The organism is Rhodococcus rhodnii NBRC 100604 (genome assembly GCF_001894925.1).
Lineage (GTDB): Bacteria > Actinomycetota > Actinomycetes > Mycobacteriales > Mycobacteriaceae > Rhodococcus_F > Rhodococcus_F rhodnii.
Genome location: NZ_BCXD01000009.1, coordinates 86,083 through 102,567, shown reverse-complemented (window position 1 = coordinate 102,567; position 16,485 = coordinate 86,083). Strand labels below are relative to the sequence as shown.

Annotated in this window: 14 protein-coding genes and 2 tRNA genes; 7 read left to right on the top strand and 9 right to left on the bottom strand. The window is 68.8% G+C overall.

The annotated features are described in order from the left end of the window. Window positions 1-4: 4 nt before the first annotated feature. Window positions 5-1,102 (bottom strand): D-alanine--D-alanine ligase family protein, encoded by a 1,098-nt coding sequence (locus RR1_RS08310; RefSeq protein WP_040774735.1) that lies wholly within the window; start codon window positions 1,100-1,102, stop codon window positions 5-7. Window positions 1,103-1,167: 65 nt separating this feature from the next. Next, entirely contained in the window at window positions 1,168-2,181 is a 1,014-nt protein-coding gene (locus RR1_RS08305) for an NAD(P)H-dependent glycerol-3-phosphate dehydrogenase (RefSeq protein WP_040774736.1), read from the bottom strand. Between the two features lie 136 nt (window positions 2,182-2,317). Here RR1_RS08305 and cofC point away from each other — a divergent pair, with 136 nt between their 5' ends. The 3 genes from cofC (at window position 2,318) to RR1_RS08290 (ending at window position 6,293) form a co-directional block, all read left to right on the top strand. Next, window positions 2,318-3,097 carry a 2-phospho-L-lactate guanylyltransferase gene (gene cofC / locus RR1_RS08300; RefSeq protein ID WP_081634228.1) on the top strand — a complete coding sequence of 260 codons (780 nt, stop codon included), beginning with the start codon at window positions 2,318-2,320 and terminating at the stop codon, window positions 3,095-3,097. A gap of 115 nt (window positions 3,098-3,212) precedes the next feature. Further along, complete coding sequence (locus RR1_RS08295) at window positions 3,213-5,354, top strand: RNA degradosome polyphosphate kinase (protein WP_010839636.1); 2,142 nt, start codon at window positions 3,213-3,215, stop codon at window positions 5,352-5,354. An 18-nt stretch (window positions 5,355-5,372) separates the two neighbouring features. Continuing rightward, window positions 5,373-6,293: an NUDIX hydrolase gene (locus RR1_RS08290; protein ID WP_238559061.1), complete on the top strand. Its 921-nt coding sequence runs from the start codon at window positions 5,373-5,375 to the stop codon at window positions 6,291-6,293. A gap of 117 nt (window positions 6,294-6,410) precedes the next feature. Here the strand turns inward: RR1_RS08290 and RR1_RS08285 are convergent, their stop codons facing one another. From RR1_RS08285 to leuC, 3 genes are all read right to left on the bottom strand, one after another. Then, a complete protein-coding gene (locus RR1_RS08285; RefSeq protein WP_072713620.1) occupies window positions 6,411-7,133 on the bottom strand; it encodes an HU family DNA-binding protein in 723 nt (240 codons plus the stop codon). 194 nt (window positions 7,134-7,327) lie between these two features. Further along, window positions 7,328-7,945, bottom strand: a complete 618-nt coding sequence (gene leuD / locus RR1_RS08280) for a 3-isopropylmalate dehydratase small subunit (RefSeq protein ID WP_010838500.1) — start codon at window positions 7,943-7,945, stop codon at window positions 7,328-7,330. A gap of 13 nt (window positions 7,946-7,958) precedes the next feature. Then, complete coding sequence (gene leuC, locus RR1_RS08275; protein WP_051111183.1) at window positions 7,959-9,413, bottom strand: 3-isopropylmalate dehydratase large subunit; 1,455 nt, start codon at window positions 9,411-9,413, stop codon at window positions 7,959-7,961. An 88-nt stretch (window positions 9,414-9,501) separates the two neighbouring features. Between leuC and RR1_RS08270 the strand changes: the two genes are divergently transcribed. Both RR1_RS08270 and RR1_RS08265 read left to right on the top strand, forming a co-directional pair. Then, a complete protein-coding gene (locus RR1_RS08270) occupies window positions 9,502-10,203 on the top strand; it encodes an IclR family transcriptional regulator (protein ID WP_010838498.1) in 702 nt (233 codons plus the stop codon). Between the two features lie 83 nt (window positions 10,204-10,286). Next, a complete protein-coding gene (locus RR1_RS08265; protein ID WP_040773476.1) occupies window positions 10,287-10,796 on the top strand; it encodes a pyridoxamine 5'-phosphate oxidase family protein in 510 nt (169 codons plus the stop codon). A gap of 75 nt (window positions 10,797-10,871) precedes the next feature. Here the strand turns inward: RR1_RS08265 and RR1_RS08260 are convergent. From RR1_RS08260 to RR1_RS08245, 4 genes are all read right to left on the bottom strand, one after another. Then, window positions 10,872-10,944 (bottom strand) — tRNA-Glu (locus RR1_RS08260). 140 nt (window positions 10,945-11,084) lie between these two features. Then, window positions 11,085-11,156, bottom strand: a tRNA-Gln gene (locus tag RR1_RS08255). A gap of 181 nt (window positions 11,157-11,337) precedes the next feature. After that, a complete protein-coding gene (gene gltX / locus RR1_RS08250) occupies window positions 11,338-12,807 on the bottom strand; it encodes a glutamate--tRNA ligase (protein ID WP_040773473.1) in 1,470 nt (489 codons plus the stop codon). A gap of 74 nt (window positions 12,808-12,881) precedes the next feature. Beyond that, entirely contained in the window at window positions 12,882-13,664 is a 783-nt protein-coding gene (locus RR1_RS08245) for a fumarylacetoacetate hydrolase family protein (protein WP_010838495.1), read from the bottom strand. Window positions 13,665-13,754: 90 nt separating this feature from the next. Between RR1_RS08245 and RR1_RS08240 the strand changes: the two genes are divergently transcribed. Together RR1_RS08240 and RR1_RS08235 are read left to right on the top strand one after the other, a co-directional pair. After that, window positions 13,755-14,960, top strand: coding sequence for an MFS transporter (locus RR1_RS08240; RefSeq protein ID WP_040773470.1), 1,206 nt, complete (start codon window positions 13,755-13,757; stop codon window positions 14,958-14,960). Between the two features lie 113 nt (window positions 14,961-15,073). Further along, a complete protein-coding gene (locus tag RR1_RS08235; RefSeq protein WP_010838493.1) occupies window positions 15,074-16,483 on the top strand; it encodes an amidase in 1,410 nt (469 codons plus the stop codon). Window positions 16,484-16,485: the final 2 nt, after the last annotated feature.

Sequence of the window (16,485 nt, the reverse complement as noted above, 5' to 3'; positions counted from 1 at the left end):
CGCGTCAGCGAAGCCCGGTGCCGCGGGCGAGCGCCGTCTCGACGAGCGTCGACAGCAGGTCCCGGTACTCGAGTCCGGTCGCCTCCCACATCCGCGGGTACATCGAGATCGGGGTGAATCCCGGCATCGTGTTGACCTCGTTGACGACGGGCCCGTCCTTCGTCACGAAGAAGTCGACGCGGGAGAGCCCCTGGGCGTCGAGCGCACGGAACGCCCGCACCGCGAGTTCGCGGATCTGCTCCGTCGTCTCGTCGTCGAGCTTCGCGGGTACGTCGAACTGGACGACGTCGTCGAGGTACTTGGAGTCGAAGTCGTAGAACGCGTCGCCGTCCTGGACCATCTTGATCTCGGCGACGGCGCTCGCGCGGACGTCGCCGTCGGGGAACTCGAGGACACCGCATTCGACTTCGCGTCCGTCGATACCCGATTCGACGACGACCTTCGGGTCGTGGCTTCGGGCGTGGGCGATCGCGTCGTCGAGCCGAGACCAGTCGCTGACCCGGGTGATGCCGATCGACGAGCCGCCCCGCGCGGGCTTCACGAAGACCGGGAGCGTGAGCGTCGCTCGCTGCTCGTCGGTGAGGGTGGGATCGTGCGGGCGGAGCACGATCTGCGTCCCCACCGTAATGCCCTCGGCGGCGAGGAGTTTCTTCGTGAACTCCTTGTCCATTCCCGCGGCGCTCGCGAGGACACCGGGGCCGACGTACGGCACACCCGCGAGTTCGAGCAGCCCCTGGAGGGTGCCGTCCTCGCCGTAGGCCCCGTGCAGGACGGGGAAGACGACGTCGACGGAGCCGAGGGCGTCCTGTGCGCTGGCGCCGTCGAGAGCGACGAGCTCGCCGGCGCGGGAGGGGTCGGCGGCGAGGGCGAGCCGGGCGCCGGTCGCGTCGACCGCGGGCAGTTCGCGTCCCCTCATGGTCAGCTCGCCCGCATCGGACGGGCCGAGCACCCAGCGCCCCTCGGTCGTGATGCCGATCGGGACGATCTCGTAGCGGTCGGTGTCGAGGTGACCCAGGATCGCGCCGGCCGAGACACAGGACACCGAATGTTCGTTGCTACGGCCACCGAAGACGACGGCGACCTTGGTGCGGGGTGTGCTCACGTCCCAAACCGTACCGGGGAACCGGGGCGATGCGCGCGCCACGGCCTGCGCGATGTCGCGGTGGATCACCAGTCGTGGCGGTACTCCGGTTTGGTGCTACGGCCCAGCAACTGCTCGATGGCCTCCTGCACCGCGAGTCCTTCGTGGCAGACCCGATCGACGGCGTCGGTGAGCGGCATCTCGACGCCGTGGCGCGCCGCGAGTTCGCGGATCGAGCCGCTCGACTTCACGCCCTCGGCGACCTGTCCGTGCGTCGCGGCCTGCGCGGTGTCGAGCGAGCCGCCGCGCCCGAGCCGCTCACCGAACGAGCGGTTGCGCGAGAGCGGCGAGGTGCACGTCGCGACGAGGTCGCCGATGCCCGCGAGTCCCGAGAACGTCGCGGGTTTCGCACCACACGCGACCCCGAGCCGGATGATCTCGGCGAGTCCGCGCGTGATGATGCTCGCGACGGTGTTCTCGCCGAGTCCCACTCCGACGGCCATGCCGCACGCGAGCGCGATGACGTTCTTGCACGCGCCGCCGATCTCGCAGCCGACGACGTCGTCGGTCGTGTACGGACGGAAGTATCCGGTCGCGAGCTGCTTCTGCACGAGCCGTGCGCGGTCGTGATCGGTGCATCCGACGACGGTTGCCGCGGGTTGACCGAGCGCGATCTCGCGGGCGAGGTTCGGGCCCGACAGAACGGCGACGCGACGGGGATCGGCGCCCGTCGTCCCGGCGACGACCTCCGTCATGCGCATGAGCGTGCCCGTCTCGATTCCCTTGGCGAGACTGAGGATCGTGGCGTCCTCCGGAATCAGCGAGCACCAGTCGTCGAGGTTCGCACGCAGCGTCTGCGAGGGAACCGCGAGCACGACGAGGCCCGCGTCGCGCAGAGCCGCCTCGGGATCGTGCGTCGCGCGAATGGATTCCGGCAGCGCGATGCCGGGGAGGTAGTCCGGATTCTCGTGCTCGGTGTCCACGACCCGCGCGAGTTCGTCGCGCCGCGCCCACATCGTGACGTCACCCCCGGCGTCCGCGAGAACCTTCGCGAGCGCCGTCCCCCACGATCCCGCGCCCATCACGACGGCTTCGCTCACATCGCCCCCTCTTCCGCTGTTCGTGTTCCACTCGTCGCGCTCGCCGGCTGCCTTCCGGCTCGCCGGCTCGCCGATCTCGTCGCCCGATGTTCGGTCCGCTGCCACACTAACGCCCGCACACTGGCAAGATCGATGCATGCCGTCCGGCGACACGACCCCACGCGGGAGCGCGGCCACCCCCGATCCTCGTCCACCCGGCGGCGGGGTGCACGTCCTCATGGCCGTCAAGGACCTCGCGATCGCGAAGTCCCGCCTCGATCACGCCGTGGACCCGGGCGCTCGCGCCGAACTCGTCGTCGCGATGTTCGCCGACACGCTCGCCGCCGCGACGTCCGCGCGCGGTGTCGACGACGCGATCGTCGTGACGCCCGACGCCAGAATCGCCGAACGGGCACGCCTGCTCGGGGCGCGGGTGATCGCGGATCCGGCGGCCCGCACGGACGAGGGGCCGCGCGACGGCGCCGGCCCCGACGACGGGCTCAATCGCGCCCTCGCCGCCGCGGCCCACGTGGTACGCGCGTCCCACCCGGAGGCGATGCTCGTCGCGCTCCAGGCGGACCTGCCCTCGCTCACGGGCGCCGAGCTCGACGACGTTCTGCGCCATACGGGCTCGACCCCGCGCGCGTTCGTCACCGATCGGCACGGGACCGGCACGGCGTTGCTGATCCACGGCGATCCGCTGCGGCCGCTCGCTCCCGCGTTCGGGGCGGATTCGGCGCTCCGCCACCGCGCGTCGGGGGCACACGCCCTGGCGGGGGCGTGGCCGGGGCTGCGTACCGACGTCGACACCGGCGACGATCTGCGTGCGGCGGTGCACCTCGGCGTGGGGCCGGCGACGGCGGAGACGCTGTCGCTGCCGGGTGTTCGCCGGCACTTCGCGTCATCGATTGTCGGAGGTGGCGAGAGTCGTGGATGATCGAACCGTGAGTACTTCCGACAGCGTGTCCTCGCGTCCGTCCCGTTCCGCGTCCGGTTCTCGCGCGCGCTCCGCGTCGGGGTCCGATCGCACCGATGGCGAGCAGGCGGGTCCCGTGGTGGCGCCGGTCTCCCCGTCGATTCCGACGGCGCCGCCCGCGGCGACCGTCTCGCTGCCGAGCACTCACACCGCGGATCTCGCCGACGACCGCTATCTCAACCGCGAACTCAGTTGGCTCGACTTCAATTCGCGGGTGCTCGCGCTCGCCGAGGACCCCTCGCTCCCCCTTCTCGAGCGAGTGAAGTTCCTCGCGATCTTCGCGTCGAATCTCGACGAGTTCTTCATGGTGCGCGTCGCGGGACTCAAGCGCCGCGACGAGATGGGCCTCTCGGTGCGGTCGGCAGACGGGCTGTCGCCGCGCGAGCAGCTGGCGCTCATCGCGCGGCGCAATCAGGAGTTGTCGGTCAAGCATGCTCGCGTCTTTCTCGACGAGGTGCGCCCCGCTCTCGCGGATCAGGGAGTCTCGGTCATCGCGTGGTCCGAGCTCGGCGAGAGCGATCGGCGGCGGCTCTCGGTCTACTTCACCGATCAGGTCTTCCCCGTCCTGACGCCTCTCGCGGTCGATCACGCGCATCCCTTCCCCTACATCAGCGGCCTGAGCCTCAATCTCGCGGTGACGGTGAAGGATCGGGCCACCGGCGGCGAACATTTCGCGCGCGTCAAGGTCCCCGACAACGTCGACCGTTTCGTCCGGGTTCGGCGGGACGACTCCCCCGGCGCGATCGACGCCTTCCTCCCGATGGAGGACCTGATCTCGGCGCACCTCGACGTGCTGTTCCCGGGCATGGAGATCGCCGAGCATCACGTGTTCCGCATCACACGCAACGCGGATTTCGAGGTCGAGGAGGATCGCGACGAGGATCTGCTGCAGGCACTCGAACGCGAACTCGCACGGCGCCGGTTCGGTTCGCCGGTCCGGCTCGAGGTCTCGGACGACATGACCGATCACATGCTCGAACTCCTGTTGCGCGAACTGGACGTCGATCCCGGTGACGTCGTGCAGGTTCCGGGACTGCTCGATCTGTCGAGCCTCATGCAGGTGTACGGCGTCGACCGGCCCGCACTCAAGGACGTCCCCTTCGTCCCCGCGACTCCCCCGGCCTTCGGCGAGCGCGAGACCCCCAAGAGCGTGTTCTCGACGCTCCGCGAAGGCGATGTGCTCGTACAGCATCCGTACGATTCGTTCTCGACGAGCGTGCAGCGATTCATCGAGCAGGCCGCGGCCGATCCGCAGGTCCTCGCGATCAAGCAGACGCTCTATCGCACGTCGGGAGATTCGCCGATCGTCGACGCTCTCATCGACGCCGCGTCCGCCGGCAAGCAGGTCGTGGCCCTCGTCGAGATCAAGGCACGCTTCGACGAACAGGCGAACATCCGGTGGGCCCGCAAGCTCGAACAGGCGGGCGTCCACGTCGTGTACGGGCTCGTCGGTCTCAAGACGCACTGCAAGACGTGCCTCGTCGTGCGCCGCGAGGGCTCGCACATCCGGCGCTACTGCCACATCGGCACGGGCAACTACAACCCGAAAACGGCACGCCTGTACGAGGACATCGGACTGCTCACCGCGGCACCGGAGATCGGCGCGGATCTCACCGACCTGTTCAACTCGCTGACCGGCTACTCCCGAAAGTCCGAGTACCGCAATCTTCTCGTCGCGCCGTACGGCGTGCGGACCGGGATCATCGATCGCATCGCGCGGGAGATCGACGCGAAGGTCGCGGGCGACGGCTCCGCCCGAATCCGCCTCAAGGCCAACGCCCTCGTCGACGAACAGGTCATCGATGCGCTGTACCGGGCCTCGCTCGCCGGCGTCCCCGTCCAGATCGTGGTCCGGGGTATCTGCGCACTGCGACCGGGGGTCGTCGGGCTGAGCGAGAACATCGAGGTGCGTTCGATCCTCGGCCGCTTCCTCGAACATTCGCGGATGTTCCACTTCGGCGCGACCGACGAGTTCTGGATCGGCAGCGCCGACATGATGCACCGCAATCTCGATCGTCGCGTCGAAGTCATGGTGCAGGTGAAGGATCCGCGTCTGACGGCGCAGCTCTCCGACATCTTCGACTCCGCACTCGATCCCCGCACGCGGTGCTGGGTGCTGCACGGCGACGGCAGCTGGGTGGCGTCGCCACACGATCGCGACGACGTCCGCGAACATCAGCAGGCGCTCATGCGCAGTCGGATCGACCCGGGCGCCTGACGGGAGGCCGAGCGCGTGGTGAAACAGGTGAAGGCGAACATCTTCGCGGCGGGTTGCGTGGTGTGGCGGCATTCGACGCAGCGCGAACGGGAATTCGAGATCGCGATCATCCATCGTCCGAAATACGATGATTGGTCGTTTCCCAAGGGCAAGCTCGATCCGGGCGAGACCGCGATATCCGCTGCGGTACGCGAGGTTCGCGAGGTTCGCGAGGAAACGGGATTCGACGTACGTCTCGGGCGGTACCTTCGCGCCGAGACGTACCCGGTGCCCGGGCACCGCAAACTCAAGCGGGTGCTCTACTGGACGGCGGAGGCCGTCTCCGGCTCGTTCGTCCCCAACGACGAAGTCGACGAGCTGCGGTGGCTCCCCGCCGCCGAGGCGGAGGATCATCTCTCGTATCCGATGGATCGCAAGGTGCTCCGCGAGTTCCTCGATCTGCCGCCCGACACCTCGACGCTGCTGCTCGTGCGGCACGCGAAGGCCGGGAGCCGCAAGAAGTATCGCGGCGACGATCGGCTGCGCCCTCTGGAATCGAAGGGGCGGCGTCAGGCCGACGCGCTGGTGCCGGTGCTCGAAGCGTTCGGTGCCGAGTACCTGCACTCCGCCGACCGCACGCGGTGCGTCCAGACCCTCGAGCCGCTCTCCATCGTGCTGGGGACGCCGATCGAGTCGGAACCGACGCTGTCCGAGGAGGCCTACGTCGCGGATCCTCGTGCAGCCCATGACCGTCTGCAGGAGATCGCCTCGCTCGGCGAGGGCAGGGTCGTGTGCAGCCAGGGCGGAGTCATTCCGGACGTCATGGCATGGTGGGCGGAACGCGACGGCGTTCGGCTGCCGCCGGCGCGTGGCCTGAAGGCGAGCACGTGGGTACTGTCGCTGCTCGACGGCAAGCTCGTCGCCGCCGACCACATCGATTCGCCACTGCCCAAGACCTGACCGGGGCGCGGAGTCGAACGCGCTCTTCCGAACACACTCCCGTCGAAACACCGACGGCGACGTACCCATCGTTCGATGAGTGCGTCGCCGTCGGTGTCGATCCGGAGGCGGTGCGAGTTACTTCGCGCGCTTCGCGGCGGTCTTCTTCGCCGCAGTCTTCTTGGCGGGGGCCTTCTTCGCCGCGGTCTTGGTGGCCGTGGTCTTCTTGGCCGCCGCGGTCTTCTTCGCAGGAGCCTTGGCCGCGGTCTTCTTGGCCGCCGTGGTCTTCTTCGCGGGCGCCTTGGTGGCCGTGGTCTTCTTGGCCGCCGTGGTCTTCTTCGCGGGCGCCTTGGTGGCCGTGGTCTTCTTGGCCGCCGCGGTCTTCTTCGCAGGAGCCTTGGCCGCGGTCTTCTTCGCTGCCGTGGTCTTGGCCGCCGTGGTCTTGGCCGCCGTCGTCTTCTTGGCGGGTGCCTTGGCCGCGGTCTTCTTCGCCGTGGTCTTCTTCGCGGCGGTCTTCTTGGCGGCCTTCTTGATCGGGGCCGTTGCGCCGCGCTTGACGGCGGGACCCGAAGCCGGAAGCTTCTGGCTGCCGGCGATGACCGCCTTGAACTGAGCCCCGGGACGGAACGCCGGGACGGAAGTCGGCTTGACCTTGACGGTTTCGCCGGTACGCGGGTTGCGTGCCACTCGAGCGGCGCGGCGACGCTGCTCGAACACTCCGAAACCGGTGATGGTGACGTTCTCGCCACGATGCACGGCACGGACGATGATGTCGACGATGTTCTCGACGGCTTCGGTTGCGGTTCGCCTGTCCGAGTCGAGTTTCTCGGTCAGAACGTCGATCAGCTCTGCCTTGTTCATGGATTCCTCCGCGAGATTTCGGCCCACCTCTGGACCGCCTGCTTTCAACAGTGAACCCAAGACTACGGCATGAACATCATGGGCCACGCCAGTTCTCGCACGGCGCGCCCTCGAATGTCCGCTGTGAATTGTATTTACGGTCCTGCGACGTCCGCTCTTTCGGAATCCGCGATGCGTCTACAGTGCTGCGAATCTCAGTTCGTACCGTCCGTTCCGCCACTGCCCGCGATCGTCACCGGTTTCCATGACGGCCTTGCCTTTTCGAACTCCGAAATCGCCTCGACCTGCCGCAATGTGAGCCCGATGTCGTCGAGTCCTTCGAGCAGACGCCACCGCGTGTAGTCGTCAATCTCGAACGCCACCACGGTCGTTCCCGCCGAGACGGTCTTGCTCTCGAGGTCGACCGTCAGCTCGAGACCGGGCTGTTGCTCGATGAGCTTCCACAGCAACTCGACGTCCGACTGCTCCACCTGTGCCGCGACCAGCCCTGCCTTACCGGCGTTCCCGCGGAAGATGTCCGCGAATCGCGCCGAGATCACGACGCGGAAACCGAAATCGGACAGTGCCCACACGGCGTGCTCGCGCGAGGAGCCCGTCCCGAAGTCGGGTCCGGCCACGAGGACCGAACCGCGATCGAACGGCGGCGTGTTGAGCACGAAGCTCGGATCCTGCCGCCATCCGGCGAAGAGCCCGTCCTCGAATCCCGTTCGTGTGACTCGCTTGAGGTAGACCGCGGGGATGATCTGATCGGTGTCGACGTTGGAGCGGCGCAGCGGAACGCCGATGCCGGTGTGAGTGGTGAAAGGTTCCATCTGACTCTCCTGCTCAGTTCGTGCTCGTGCCGGACGCGCTCGCTCCGAGCGTGCCGAGGTCCGCGGGGGCGGAGAGCGTTCCACGGACCGCGGTCGCCGCCGCGACGGCGGGAGACACGAGATGCGTACGGCCGCCCTTGCCCTGCCTGCCTTCGAAATTGCGGTTCGACGTCGACGCCGACCGCTCGCCCGGTGCGAGCTGATCGGGGTTCATCCCCAGGCACATCGAGCATCCGGCCTGGCGCCATTCGGCGCCTGCGGCAGTGAAGATCTCGCCGAGACCTTCGGCCTCGGCCTGGGCACGGACGCGCATCGAACCGGGAACGATGAGCATGCGGACGCCGTCGGCGACCGTCCGCCCGTCGAGGAGTCCCGCGACCTCGCGGAGATCCTCGATGCGGCCGTTCGTGCACGATCCGACGAACACCGTGTCGACCGCGACGTCGCGCAGCGGCGTTCCGGCTTCGAGATCCATGTACGCGAGCGACTTCTCGGCGGCGGTGCGCTCGGCCTCGTCCGCGAAGGACTCGGGATCGGGCACGGCCGATCCCAGCGGTGCCCCCTGCCCGGGATTCGTGCCCCACGTCACGAACGGCGTCAGGGTGGTGGCGTCGATTCGCACCTCCCGGTCGAACTGCGCGCCCTCGTCGGTTGCGAGCCGGCTCCACGCCGCGACCGCGGCGTCCCAGTCCGCCCCCTTCGGGGCGTGCGGACGTCCCGCGAGGTAGTCGTAGGTCGTCTCGTCGGGGGCGATCATTCCGGCCCGGGCGCCCGCCTCGATCGACATGTTGCAGATCGTCATGCGCGCTTCCATCGACAGCGCACGGATGGCCTCGCCGCGGTACTCGATGACGTGCCCCTGGCCGCCGCCGGTCCCGATCTCGGCGATGATCGCGAGAACGAGATCCTTCGCGCCGACGCCCTCGGGGAGAGTCCCGTCGACCGTGATCGCCATCGTGCGGAAGGGCCGGAGCGAGAGCGTCTGGGTCGCCATGACGTGCTCGACCTCACTCGTCCCGATGCCCATCGCGAGAGCGCCGAAGGCACCGTGGGTCGACGTGTGGCTGTCGCCGCACACGACCGTCGTCCCGGGCTGGGTCAGGCCGAGCTGAGGGCCGACGACGTGCACGATGCCCTGATCGAGATCGCCCATCGGATGCAGCCGGACGCCGAACTCCTCGCAGTTGCGGCGCAGCGTCTCGACCTGCGTGCGGGAGACGGGATCGGCGATGGGGCGGTCGATGTCGACGGTGGGGACGTTGTGATCCTCGGTCGCGATCGTGAGATCGGGGCGCCGCAGCCGCCGGCCGGCGAGACGCAGACCGTCGAACGCCTGCGGGCTCGTCACCTCGTGCACGAGATGAAGGTCGATGTAGATGAGGTCGGGGCCACCGTCGCTACCGCGAACGACGACGTGGTCGTCCCACACCTTCTCGGCCAACGTCCGTGGCCGCGCGTTCTCTGTCATGTCCCACTCCAACTCTGCGTGCGGCGCTCCTCGCAGGATGAGCACGGCTGCGCTAGCATCTCACCATGCGAGAATCGAGTATCGATCTATGAGACAGCATAGCGGCATCGGGGTACTCGACAAAGCGATGGCCGTCCTGCACGCCGCCGCCGAATCGCCGTGCAGCCTCACGGAACTGTGTCAGCGGACCGGTCTGCCCCGCGCGACCGCACACCGGCTCGCGGTGGGCCTCGAGGTACACCGTCTCCTCGCGCGCGACTCCGACGGGCTGTGGTGCACCGGCCCGGGGCTCGCCGAACTCGCCTCGACCGCAGACGATCCACTGGTCTCCGCCTCCTCGATGGTACTTCCGCGACTTCGGGAGATCACGGGCGAAAGCGTCCAGGTCTACCGGCGCGAAGGGACGCAACGGATCTGCGTGGCCTCGATGGAGCCTCCGACAGGCCTGCGCGACACCGTTCTCGTCGGCGCGCGCCTCCCGATGAACGCCGGTTCCGGCGCCAAAGTTCTTTTGGCGTGGGCAGATTCACAGATCCAGCGTGCGATCCTTCCGGACGCCTCGTTCACCGAACGCTCCCTGGTCGAGGTCCGGCGGCGTGGCTGGGCTCAGAGTGTCGCCGAACGCGAGCCCGGCGTCGCGTCGGTCGCGGCCCCCGTCCGCGACAGCACCGGCGCCGTCGTCGCCGCGGTCTCCGTCTCGGGGCCCGTCGATCGCATGGGACGACGCCCCGGCGCCCGATGGGCGGCCGATCTCCTCGCGGCAGCCGACGCACTCCACAAGCGCCTCTGACGCTCCGGCGGCAGCCCGGCCGGACGACGATACCGAGTAGACGAACGACGAAGCCGAGTACACGAACGGACGAAGGGACTGGCGTGGGACAGAACAGACGCGCGGAGATTGCGATGACGCCGAGCGAGATCGACGAGTTCGTCGCGGCCCACCGCGTCGCGACACTCGCGACGCTCGGCCCGACGGGAATGCCGCATCTGACGGCGATGTGGTTCGGGGTGCTGCCCACGGGGCCGGACGGTGCCGCCGAGGTCTGGTTCGAGACCAAGGCGAAATCGCAGAAGGCAGTCAACCTTCGGCGGGATTCGCGCGTCAGCGTGCTCGTCGAGGACGGCGACACGTACGACACGCTTCGCGGTGTGGCGATCGAAGGGCGCGGCGAGGTCTCCGACGATCCCGACGTGATGTTTCCCGTCGGCGTCTCGGTGTACGAGCGGTACCACGGCCCGTACACCCCCGAGATGCGTGACGCCGTCACGGCGATGCTGAGCAAGCGCGTCGTCGTGCGCGTGGTGCCGCAGCGGACGCGGTCCTGGGATCATCGCAAGCTCGGCCTGCCGGCGATGCCGGTCGCGGGCAGCACGGCCGGCTGACACCGGGCGCGGGCGCTCGGGGGGACCCCCGAAACGACGAAGACCCCCTCCCACTGGGAGGGGGTCTTCGTGTTGTAGCCCCGACGGGATTCGAACCCGCGCTACCGCCTTGAGAGGGCGGCGTCCTAGGCCGCTAGACGACGGGGCCAGGACTCCCACACCGCAAGGGTGCGAGTCGCTTTCTGGAAGCTCCGCAAGCTTAGCTTGCGGATGTTCGGAGTCAAAATCCGGTGTCTCGGCCCTGCCGGGAACCCGGCGGACGAGACGAGAAACGACTCGAACTTTCCGCTGGGGTACCAGGACTCGAACCTAGAATGGCTGAACCAGAATCAGCTGTGTTGCCAATTACACCATACCCCAATGGCCTGCTCCGAACTGCTCTGCACGGGTGCGCGAGGTGCTGCGCACATGTGCGGGGCGGTCCGTTCCGGGCCGAGGAGAAGATTACCAGCCACCTCACCCGATTTACCAAATCGGCAGGTCAGCGTGATTTCTCGGCCCGGAACGATCATCCGGGCGTGCGGGGTCGGAGCGTGCGGGATCAGGCCGTGCGGTCGCGGGCGGCCTCGAGCCGCGCCATCGACGTCACGCTGCCCAGCAGCTCCATCGACTCGTAGAGCGGCGGACTGATCGTGGATCCGGTGATCGCGACACGAACCGGCGCGAACGCCTTGCGGGGCTTGAGCCCGAGCCCGTCCACGAGGCTCGTCTTGAGCGCCTCCTCGATGGCGGCGGCGGTCCATTCCGGCAGGTGCTCGAGGGCCGAGATCGCGGCGTCCAGCACCGGACGCGCATCCTCGCCGAGGTTCTTCGTCGCGGCCGCCTCGTCGAGTTCGAAGGCGTCGTCCGGCGTGAAGAGGAACTTCAGCAGACCCCACGCGTCCGACAGCACGACGATGCGTGTCTGCACGAGATCCGCGGCGGCAGCGAAGGTCTGCTCGTCGACGTCGACGAGTCCGTAGTGCTCGGCGAGGAACACCCGCAGCCGCTTCGCGAACTCCTCCGGCGCGAGCATACGAATGTGCTCGGCGTTGATCGCGTCGGCCTTCTTCTGGTCGAAGCGAGCAGGATTCGAGTTGACCGACCCGATGTCGAACGCCGCGACCATCTCGTCGAGCGAGAACACGTCGTGATCGTCCGAGATCCCCCAGCCGAGCAGCGCGAGATAGTTGAGCAACCCCTCGGGGAGGAATCCGCGCTCGCGGTGGATGAACAGATTCGACTCGGGATCACGCTTCGAGAGCTTCTTGTTGCCCTGTCCCATGACGAACGGCAGGTGACCGAACTCGGGCGTGAAATCCGCCACCCCGATGCGCTGGAGCGCCTCGTAGAGAGCGAGCTGCCGCGGCGTCGACGACAGCAGATCCTCGCCGCGCAGGACGTGCGTGATCTTCATCGACGCGTCGTCCACCGGATTGACGAGCGTGTACAGCGGGATGCCGTTGCCGCGCGTGAGCGCGAAATCCGGGACGGTACCGGCGCGGAACGTCGTCTCGCCACGCACGAGGTCGTTCCACGTCAGATCGTGGTCGGGCATCCGGAGCCGGATCACGGGCCTCCGCCCCTCCGTTACGAACGCCTTCCGCTGCTCGTCGGTCAGGTCGCGGTCGTGATTGTCGTAGCCGAGCTTCGGGTCGCGTCCGGCCGCGCGGTGACGCTCCTCGACCTCCTCGGGAGTCGAGAAGGACTCGTACGCCTCCCCCGCCTCGACGAGCCGGCGCACGACGTCGAGATGCATGTCACGGCGCTGGGACTGCCGGTACGGGCCGTAGGGGCCCCCGACCTCCGGGCCTTCGTCCCAGTCGAGCCCGAGCCAGCGCAGCGCGTCGAGCAGAGCCTGGTACGACTCCTCCGAATCGCGCGCGGCATCGGTGTCCTCGATGCGAAAGACGAAGGTGCCGCCCGTGTGCCGGGCGTACGCCCAGTTGAAAAGGGCGGTACGGATCAGTCCCACATGGGGCGTTCCGGTGGGCGAAGGACAGAAACGGACGCGAACATCGCTGGTGGTCATGACTCACTCGGGTCGGTGGGCGAGGGACCTCCCCAGGCTAGTCCGCACCGCGCGTGAGCATGTCCGCAGCCGTACTACTGCTTCGCGACGACCGGATTGGTGAGGGTTCCGATCCCGCCGACGGTCACCGAGACGCTACTGCCCGCGCGCAGCGGGCCGACGCCCTCGGGAGTGCCGGTGAGGATGACGTCACCCGGCAGAAGCGTCATGACGCGCGACACCCACTCGATCATCGCGGGGACGTCGTGCAGCAGCAGCGACGTGGAGCTGCGCTGCACGACCTCACCGTCGAGCGTCGTCTCGATATCGAGCTCGCTCGGGTCGAGCGACGTCTCGATCCACGGGCCGAGCGGGCAGAACGAGTCGTATCCCTTCGCGCGAGTCCACTGCCCGTCGGCACGCTGCTGATCGCGTGCGGTGACGTCGTTCGCGACGGTGTACCCGAGCACGACGTCGAGCGCCTTCGCCGCGGGAACGTCCTTGCACGGACGGCCGATGACGACGGCGAGCTCGCCCTCGTAGTCGACCTGCGACGACGACGGAGGCAGCACGATGGGCGCACCCGGGCCGACGATCGAGGTGTTGGGCTTGAGGAAGATCACGGGTTCTGCGGGTGCCTCGCCGCCCATCTCGGCCGCGTGGGCGGCGTAGTTCTTGCCGATCGCGATCACCTTCGTGGCGAGGATGGGCGCGAGCAGCCGGACGTCGGCGAGGGGCCACGACCGTCCGGTGAAAGTCGGGTTCCCGAAGGGATGTTCGGCGATCTCCTTCGCCGTCGCGGCGGAGGCGTCGGTGGGGTCGCCCTCGATACTCACGAAGGCGACACCGTCGGGGCTGGCAACTCGACCAAGGCGCATGGTGCGAGTGTATCCGCCGCCAGGCGGTGGCCCGAACGTTCGGCGTAGTCTTCACGGGAGTCTCAACTATAGGGACGGAGGGCCCAGATCATGGGAACTAGGCCGTGGATCATGCTGGCGCTCGGAATGTTCGCGCAGAGCGCGCAGTCCGTCTTCGTCAACGGCGTGGCCTTCCTCATCCCCGAACTCCGCGACACCCACGGGGGCTCGCTCGGCAACATCGGTCTCCTCGTCGCCGCACCCACCGTCGGAGTTCTCGTGGCGCTCGTCGCCTGGGGCGCCGCGGCCGACCGCTGGGGTGAACGCGTCGTACTCGCCGCGGGACTCACGCTCACCGCTCTCGGTGGTCTCGGCGCCGCACTCGCGAGTTCCGTGTCGCTCGGCCTCGTCGGCGTACTGCTCTTCGTCGGCGGTGTCGGCGCGGCGTCGTCGAACACCGCGAGCGGGCGCGTCGTCGTCGGCTGGTTTCCCGCCGACCGTCGTGGTCTCGCGATGGGCATCCGGCAGATGTCGCTCCCGCTCGGTATCGCGTTCGCGGCCCTGACGTTGCCACCGGCCGGAGCCGCGCACGGCATCGGCTGGGCACTCGCCATTCCCGCCGCCGCGTGCGGGATCGCCGCCCTCGCGTGCGCCGTCGGCATCGTCGACCCTCCGCGCCCCGCACGTGAGGACGCCGCGGGCGCCGGCCTGCTCGACAATCCCTACCGGCAGACGCGGACTCTCGTCCGGATCCACGCCGCCTCGGCACTGCTCGTCGTCCCGCAGCAGATGGTGTGGACGTTCTCCCTCGTGTGGCTGCTCGACCGCCGCGGATGGGACGCCGCCGCAGCGGGGCTGCTCATCACCGTGACGCAGATCGGCGGCGCGCTCGGCCGCATGGCCGTCGGGCAACTGTCCGACAGGATGGGCAGCAGGCTCCGGCCGATGCGCGGCGTCGCGGTGGTCGGCTGCCTCTCGGTCGCGGGGCTCGCACTCACCGATCTCGCCGGATCGTCCTGGTCGGTCGTGTTTCTCGTCGTCGCGTCGCTCGCGACCGTCGCACCGAACGGCCTCGCCTTCACTGCGGTCGCGGAGACGGCCGGGCCGTTCTTGAGCGGCCGCGCCCTCGGACTCCAGAACACCGGTCAGTTCGCCGCAGCGGCGCTCGTTCCCCCTGTCCTCGGAACGCTCATCGGGACCGTCGGATATCCGGCGACCTTCGCACTCGCCGCCGTCTTTCCCGCACTGGCGACGCCGCTCGTTCCCGACGACCGCGGCTCCCTCGACCGCGGGACCACGACCGGCACGGCGTCGTGACGCGAGACACACTAGGGTGATGGACGACCGTCCTGCTCGGCGGCACGGCGGGCACGGCGGGCACGACGGCACCACCGCACGGCACGAGCACGAGCACGAGCACGAGGAGAGCCATGGCAGCCCCGGTCCACGCCTACGGCGACGATGCACTCGGTGAACTCGACGCGACGGGAGTGGCCGAGGCGATCGCCTCCGGCGATATCGGGGCCGAGGACGCCGTCGAGGCCGCCATCGCACGCGCCGAACGCGTCGCCTCGCTCGACGCGTTCGCCCACCGCGGCTTCGCCGAGGCACGCGAGCGCGCGCACAGGCCGGCGGGTGGAGTGTTCTCGGGCGTGCCCACCGTGGTGAAGGACAACATCGACGTCGCGGGTCAGCCGTCGGGACACGGTAGTTCGGCGTTCACTCCGGCTCCGGCCGCCGCCGACGGCGCCTTCACGCAACAGTTCCTCGCGACGGGCGCGGTGTCGCTCGGCAAGAGCCGGCTACCGGAGTTCGGATTCAACGCGACGACGGAGTTCGCCGATGCGCCACCGACGCGCAATCCGTGGAATCCCGACTACTCGTCGGGGGCGTCGTCCGGCGGTTCCGCTGCGCTCGTCGCCGCGGGCGTCGTTCCCTTCGCTCACGCGAACGACGGCGGCGGGTCGATCCGGATCCCCGCTGCCGCATGCGGACTCGTCGGGCTCAAGCCGACTCGGGGCCGGCTGCTCGCCGAACGCGCCGACACGCTGGTCCCGGTCCGCCTCGTGACTCAGGGTGTCGTGACGCGCACGGTGCGCGACACCGCGCGATTCCTTCACGCAGCCGAGACGTACCGGCGCGCACCGTCGTTGCCGCCGATCCGCCTCGTGACGGGTCCCGCCGCGACCCGGCTTCGCATCGGTGTCGTCACCGATTCCCTCACGGCCAGGCCCGATCCGGAGACGCGCGCCGCCGTGGAGGAGACCGCGCACCTGCTCGAGGGACTCGGCCACCACGTCGAGCCCGCATCGCTCCCCGTGGGGCAGGATTTCGTCGAGGCCTTCGAGATCTACTGGGGAATGCTCGCGTTCCTCGCCTCGACGACCGGAAAGAGCCTTGGCCGCGATTTCGACCGCACGAGAACCGATCCGCTGACGCGCGGCCTGTACTCCCTGTACCGCAAGAACATTCGGCGCACGCCGTCGATCGTGTACCGGCTGCGCCGTAGCGCGCGCAGCTACGCCCGCATGTTCGAGTCGTTCGACGTCGTGCTCTCCCCCGTCGTGGCCGCGACGACGCCCGAACTCGGATACCTCGCGCCCTCGGAGGATTTCGACACGATGTTCGCGCGCCTCATCGGGCACGTCGCGTACACCCCGCTCAACAACGCCGCGGGCGGGCCGGCGATGTCGCTTCCACTGCACACGACCGCCGCCGGACTTCCGCTCGGGATGCACTTCTCGGCCGCACACGGCGACGAGCGGACCCTGCTCGAGTTGGCGTTCGAACTCGAGCAGGCCCGCCCGTTCCCGATGCTGGGACGATCGTCCTCCGCGTGACC

Excerpts from the sequence above, each read along its gene's own strand:
- RR1_RS08270 (WP_010838498.1), top strand. The coding sequence starts at position 9,502 with ATGAGACAGCATAGCGGCATCGGGGTACTCGACAAAGCGATGGCCGTC.
- RR1_RS08235 (WP_010838493.1), top strand. The coding sequence starts at position 15,074 with ATGGCAGCCCCGGTCCACGCCTACGGCGACGATGCACTCGGTGAACTC.
- gltX (WP_040773473.1), bottom strand. The coding sequence starts at position 12,807 with ATGACCACCAGCGATGTTCGCGTCCGTTTCTGTCCTTCGCCCACCGGA.
- cofC (WP_081634228.1), top strand. The coding sequence starts at position 2,318 with ATGCCGTCCGGCGACACGACCCCACGCGGGAGCGCGGCCACCCCCGAT.
- leuC (WP_051111183.1), bottom strand. The coding sequence starts at position 9,413 with ATGACAGAGAACGCGCGGCCACGGACGTTGGCCGAGAAGGTGTGGGAC.
- RR1_RS08240 (WP_040773470.1), top strand. The coding sequence starts at position 13,755 with ATGGGAACTAGGCCGTGGATCATGCTGGCGCTCGGAATGTTCGCGCAG.
- leuD (WP_010838500.1), bottom strand. The coding sequence starts at position 7,945 with ATGGAACCTTTCACCACTCACACCGGCATCGGCGTTCCGCTGCGCCGC.
- RR1_RS08245 (WP_010838495.1), bottom strand. The coding sequence starts at position 13,664 with ATGCGCCTTGGTCGAGTTGCCAGCCCCGACGGTGTCGCCTTCGTGAGT.
- RR1_RS08285 (WP_072713620.1), bottom strand. The coding sequence starts at position 7,133 with ATGAACAAGGCAGAGCTGATCGACGTTCTGACCGAGAAACTCGACTCG.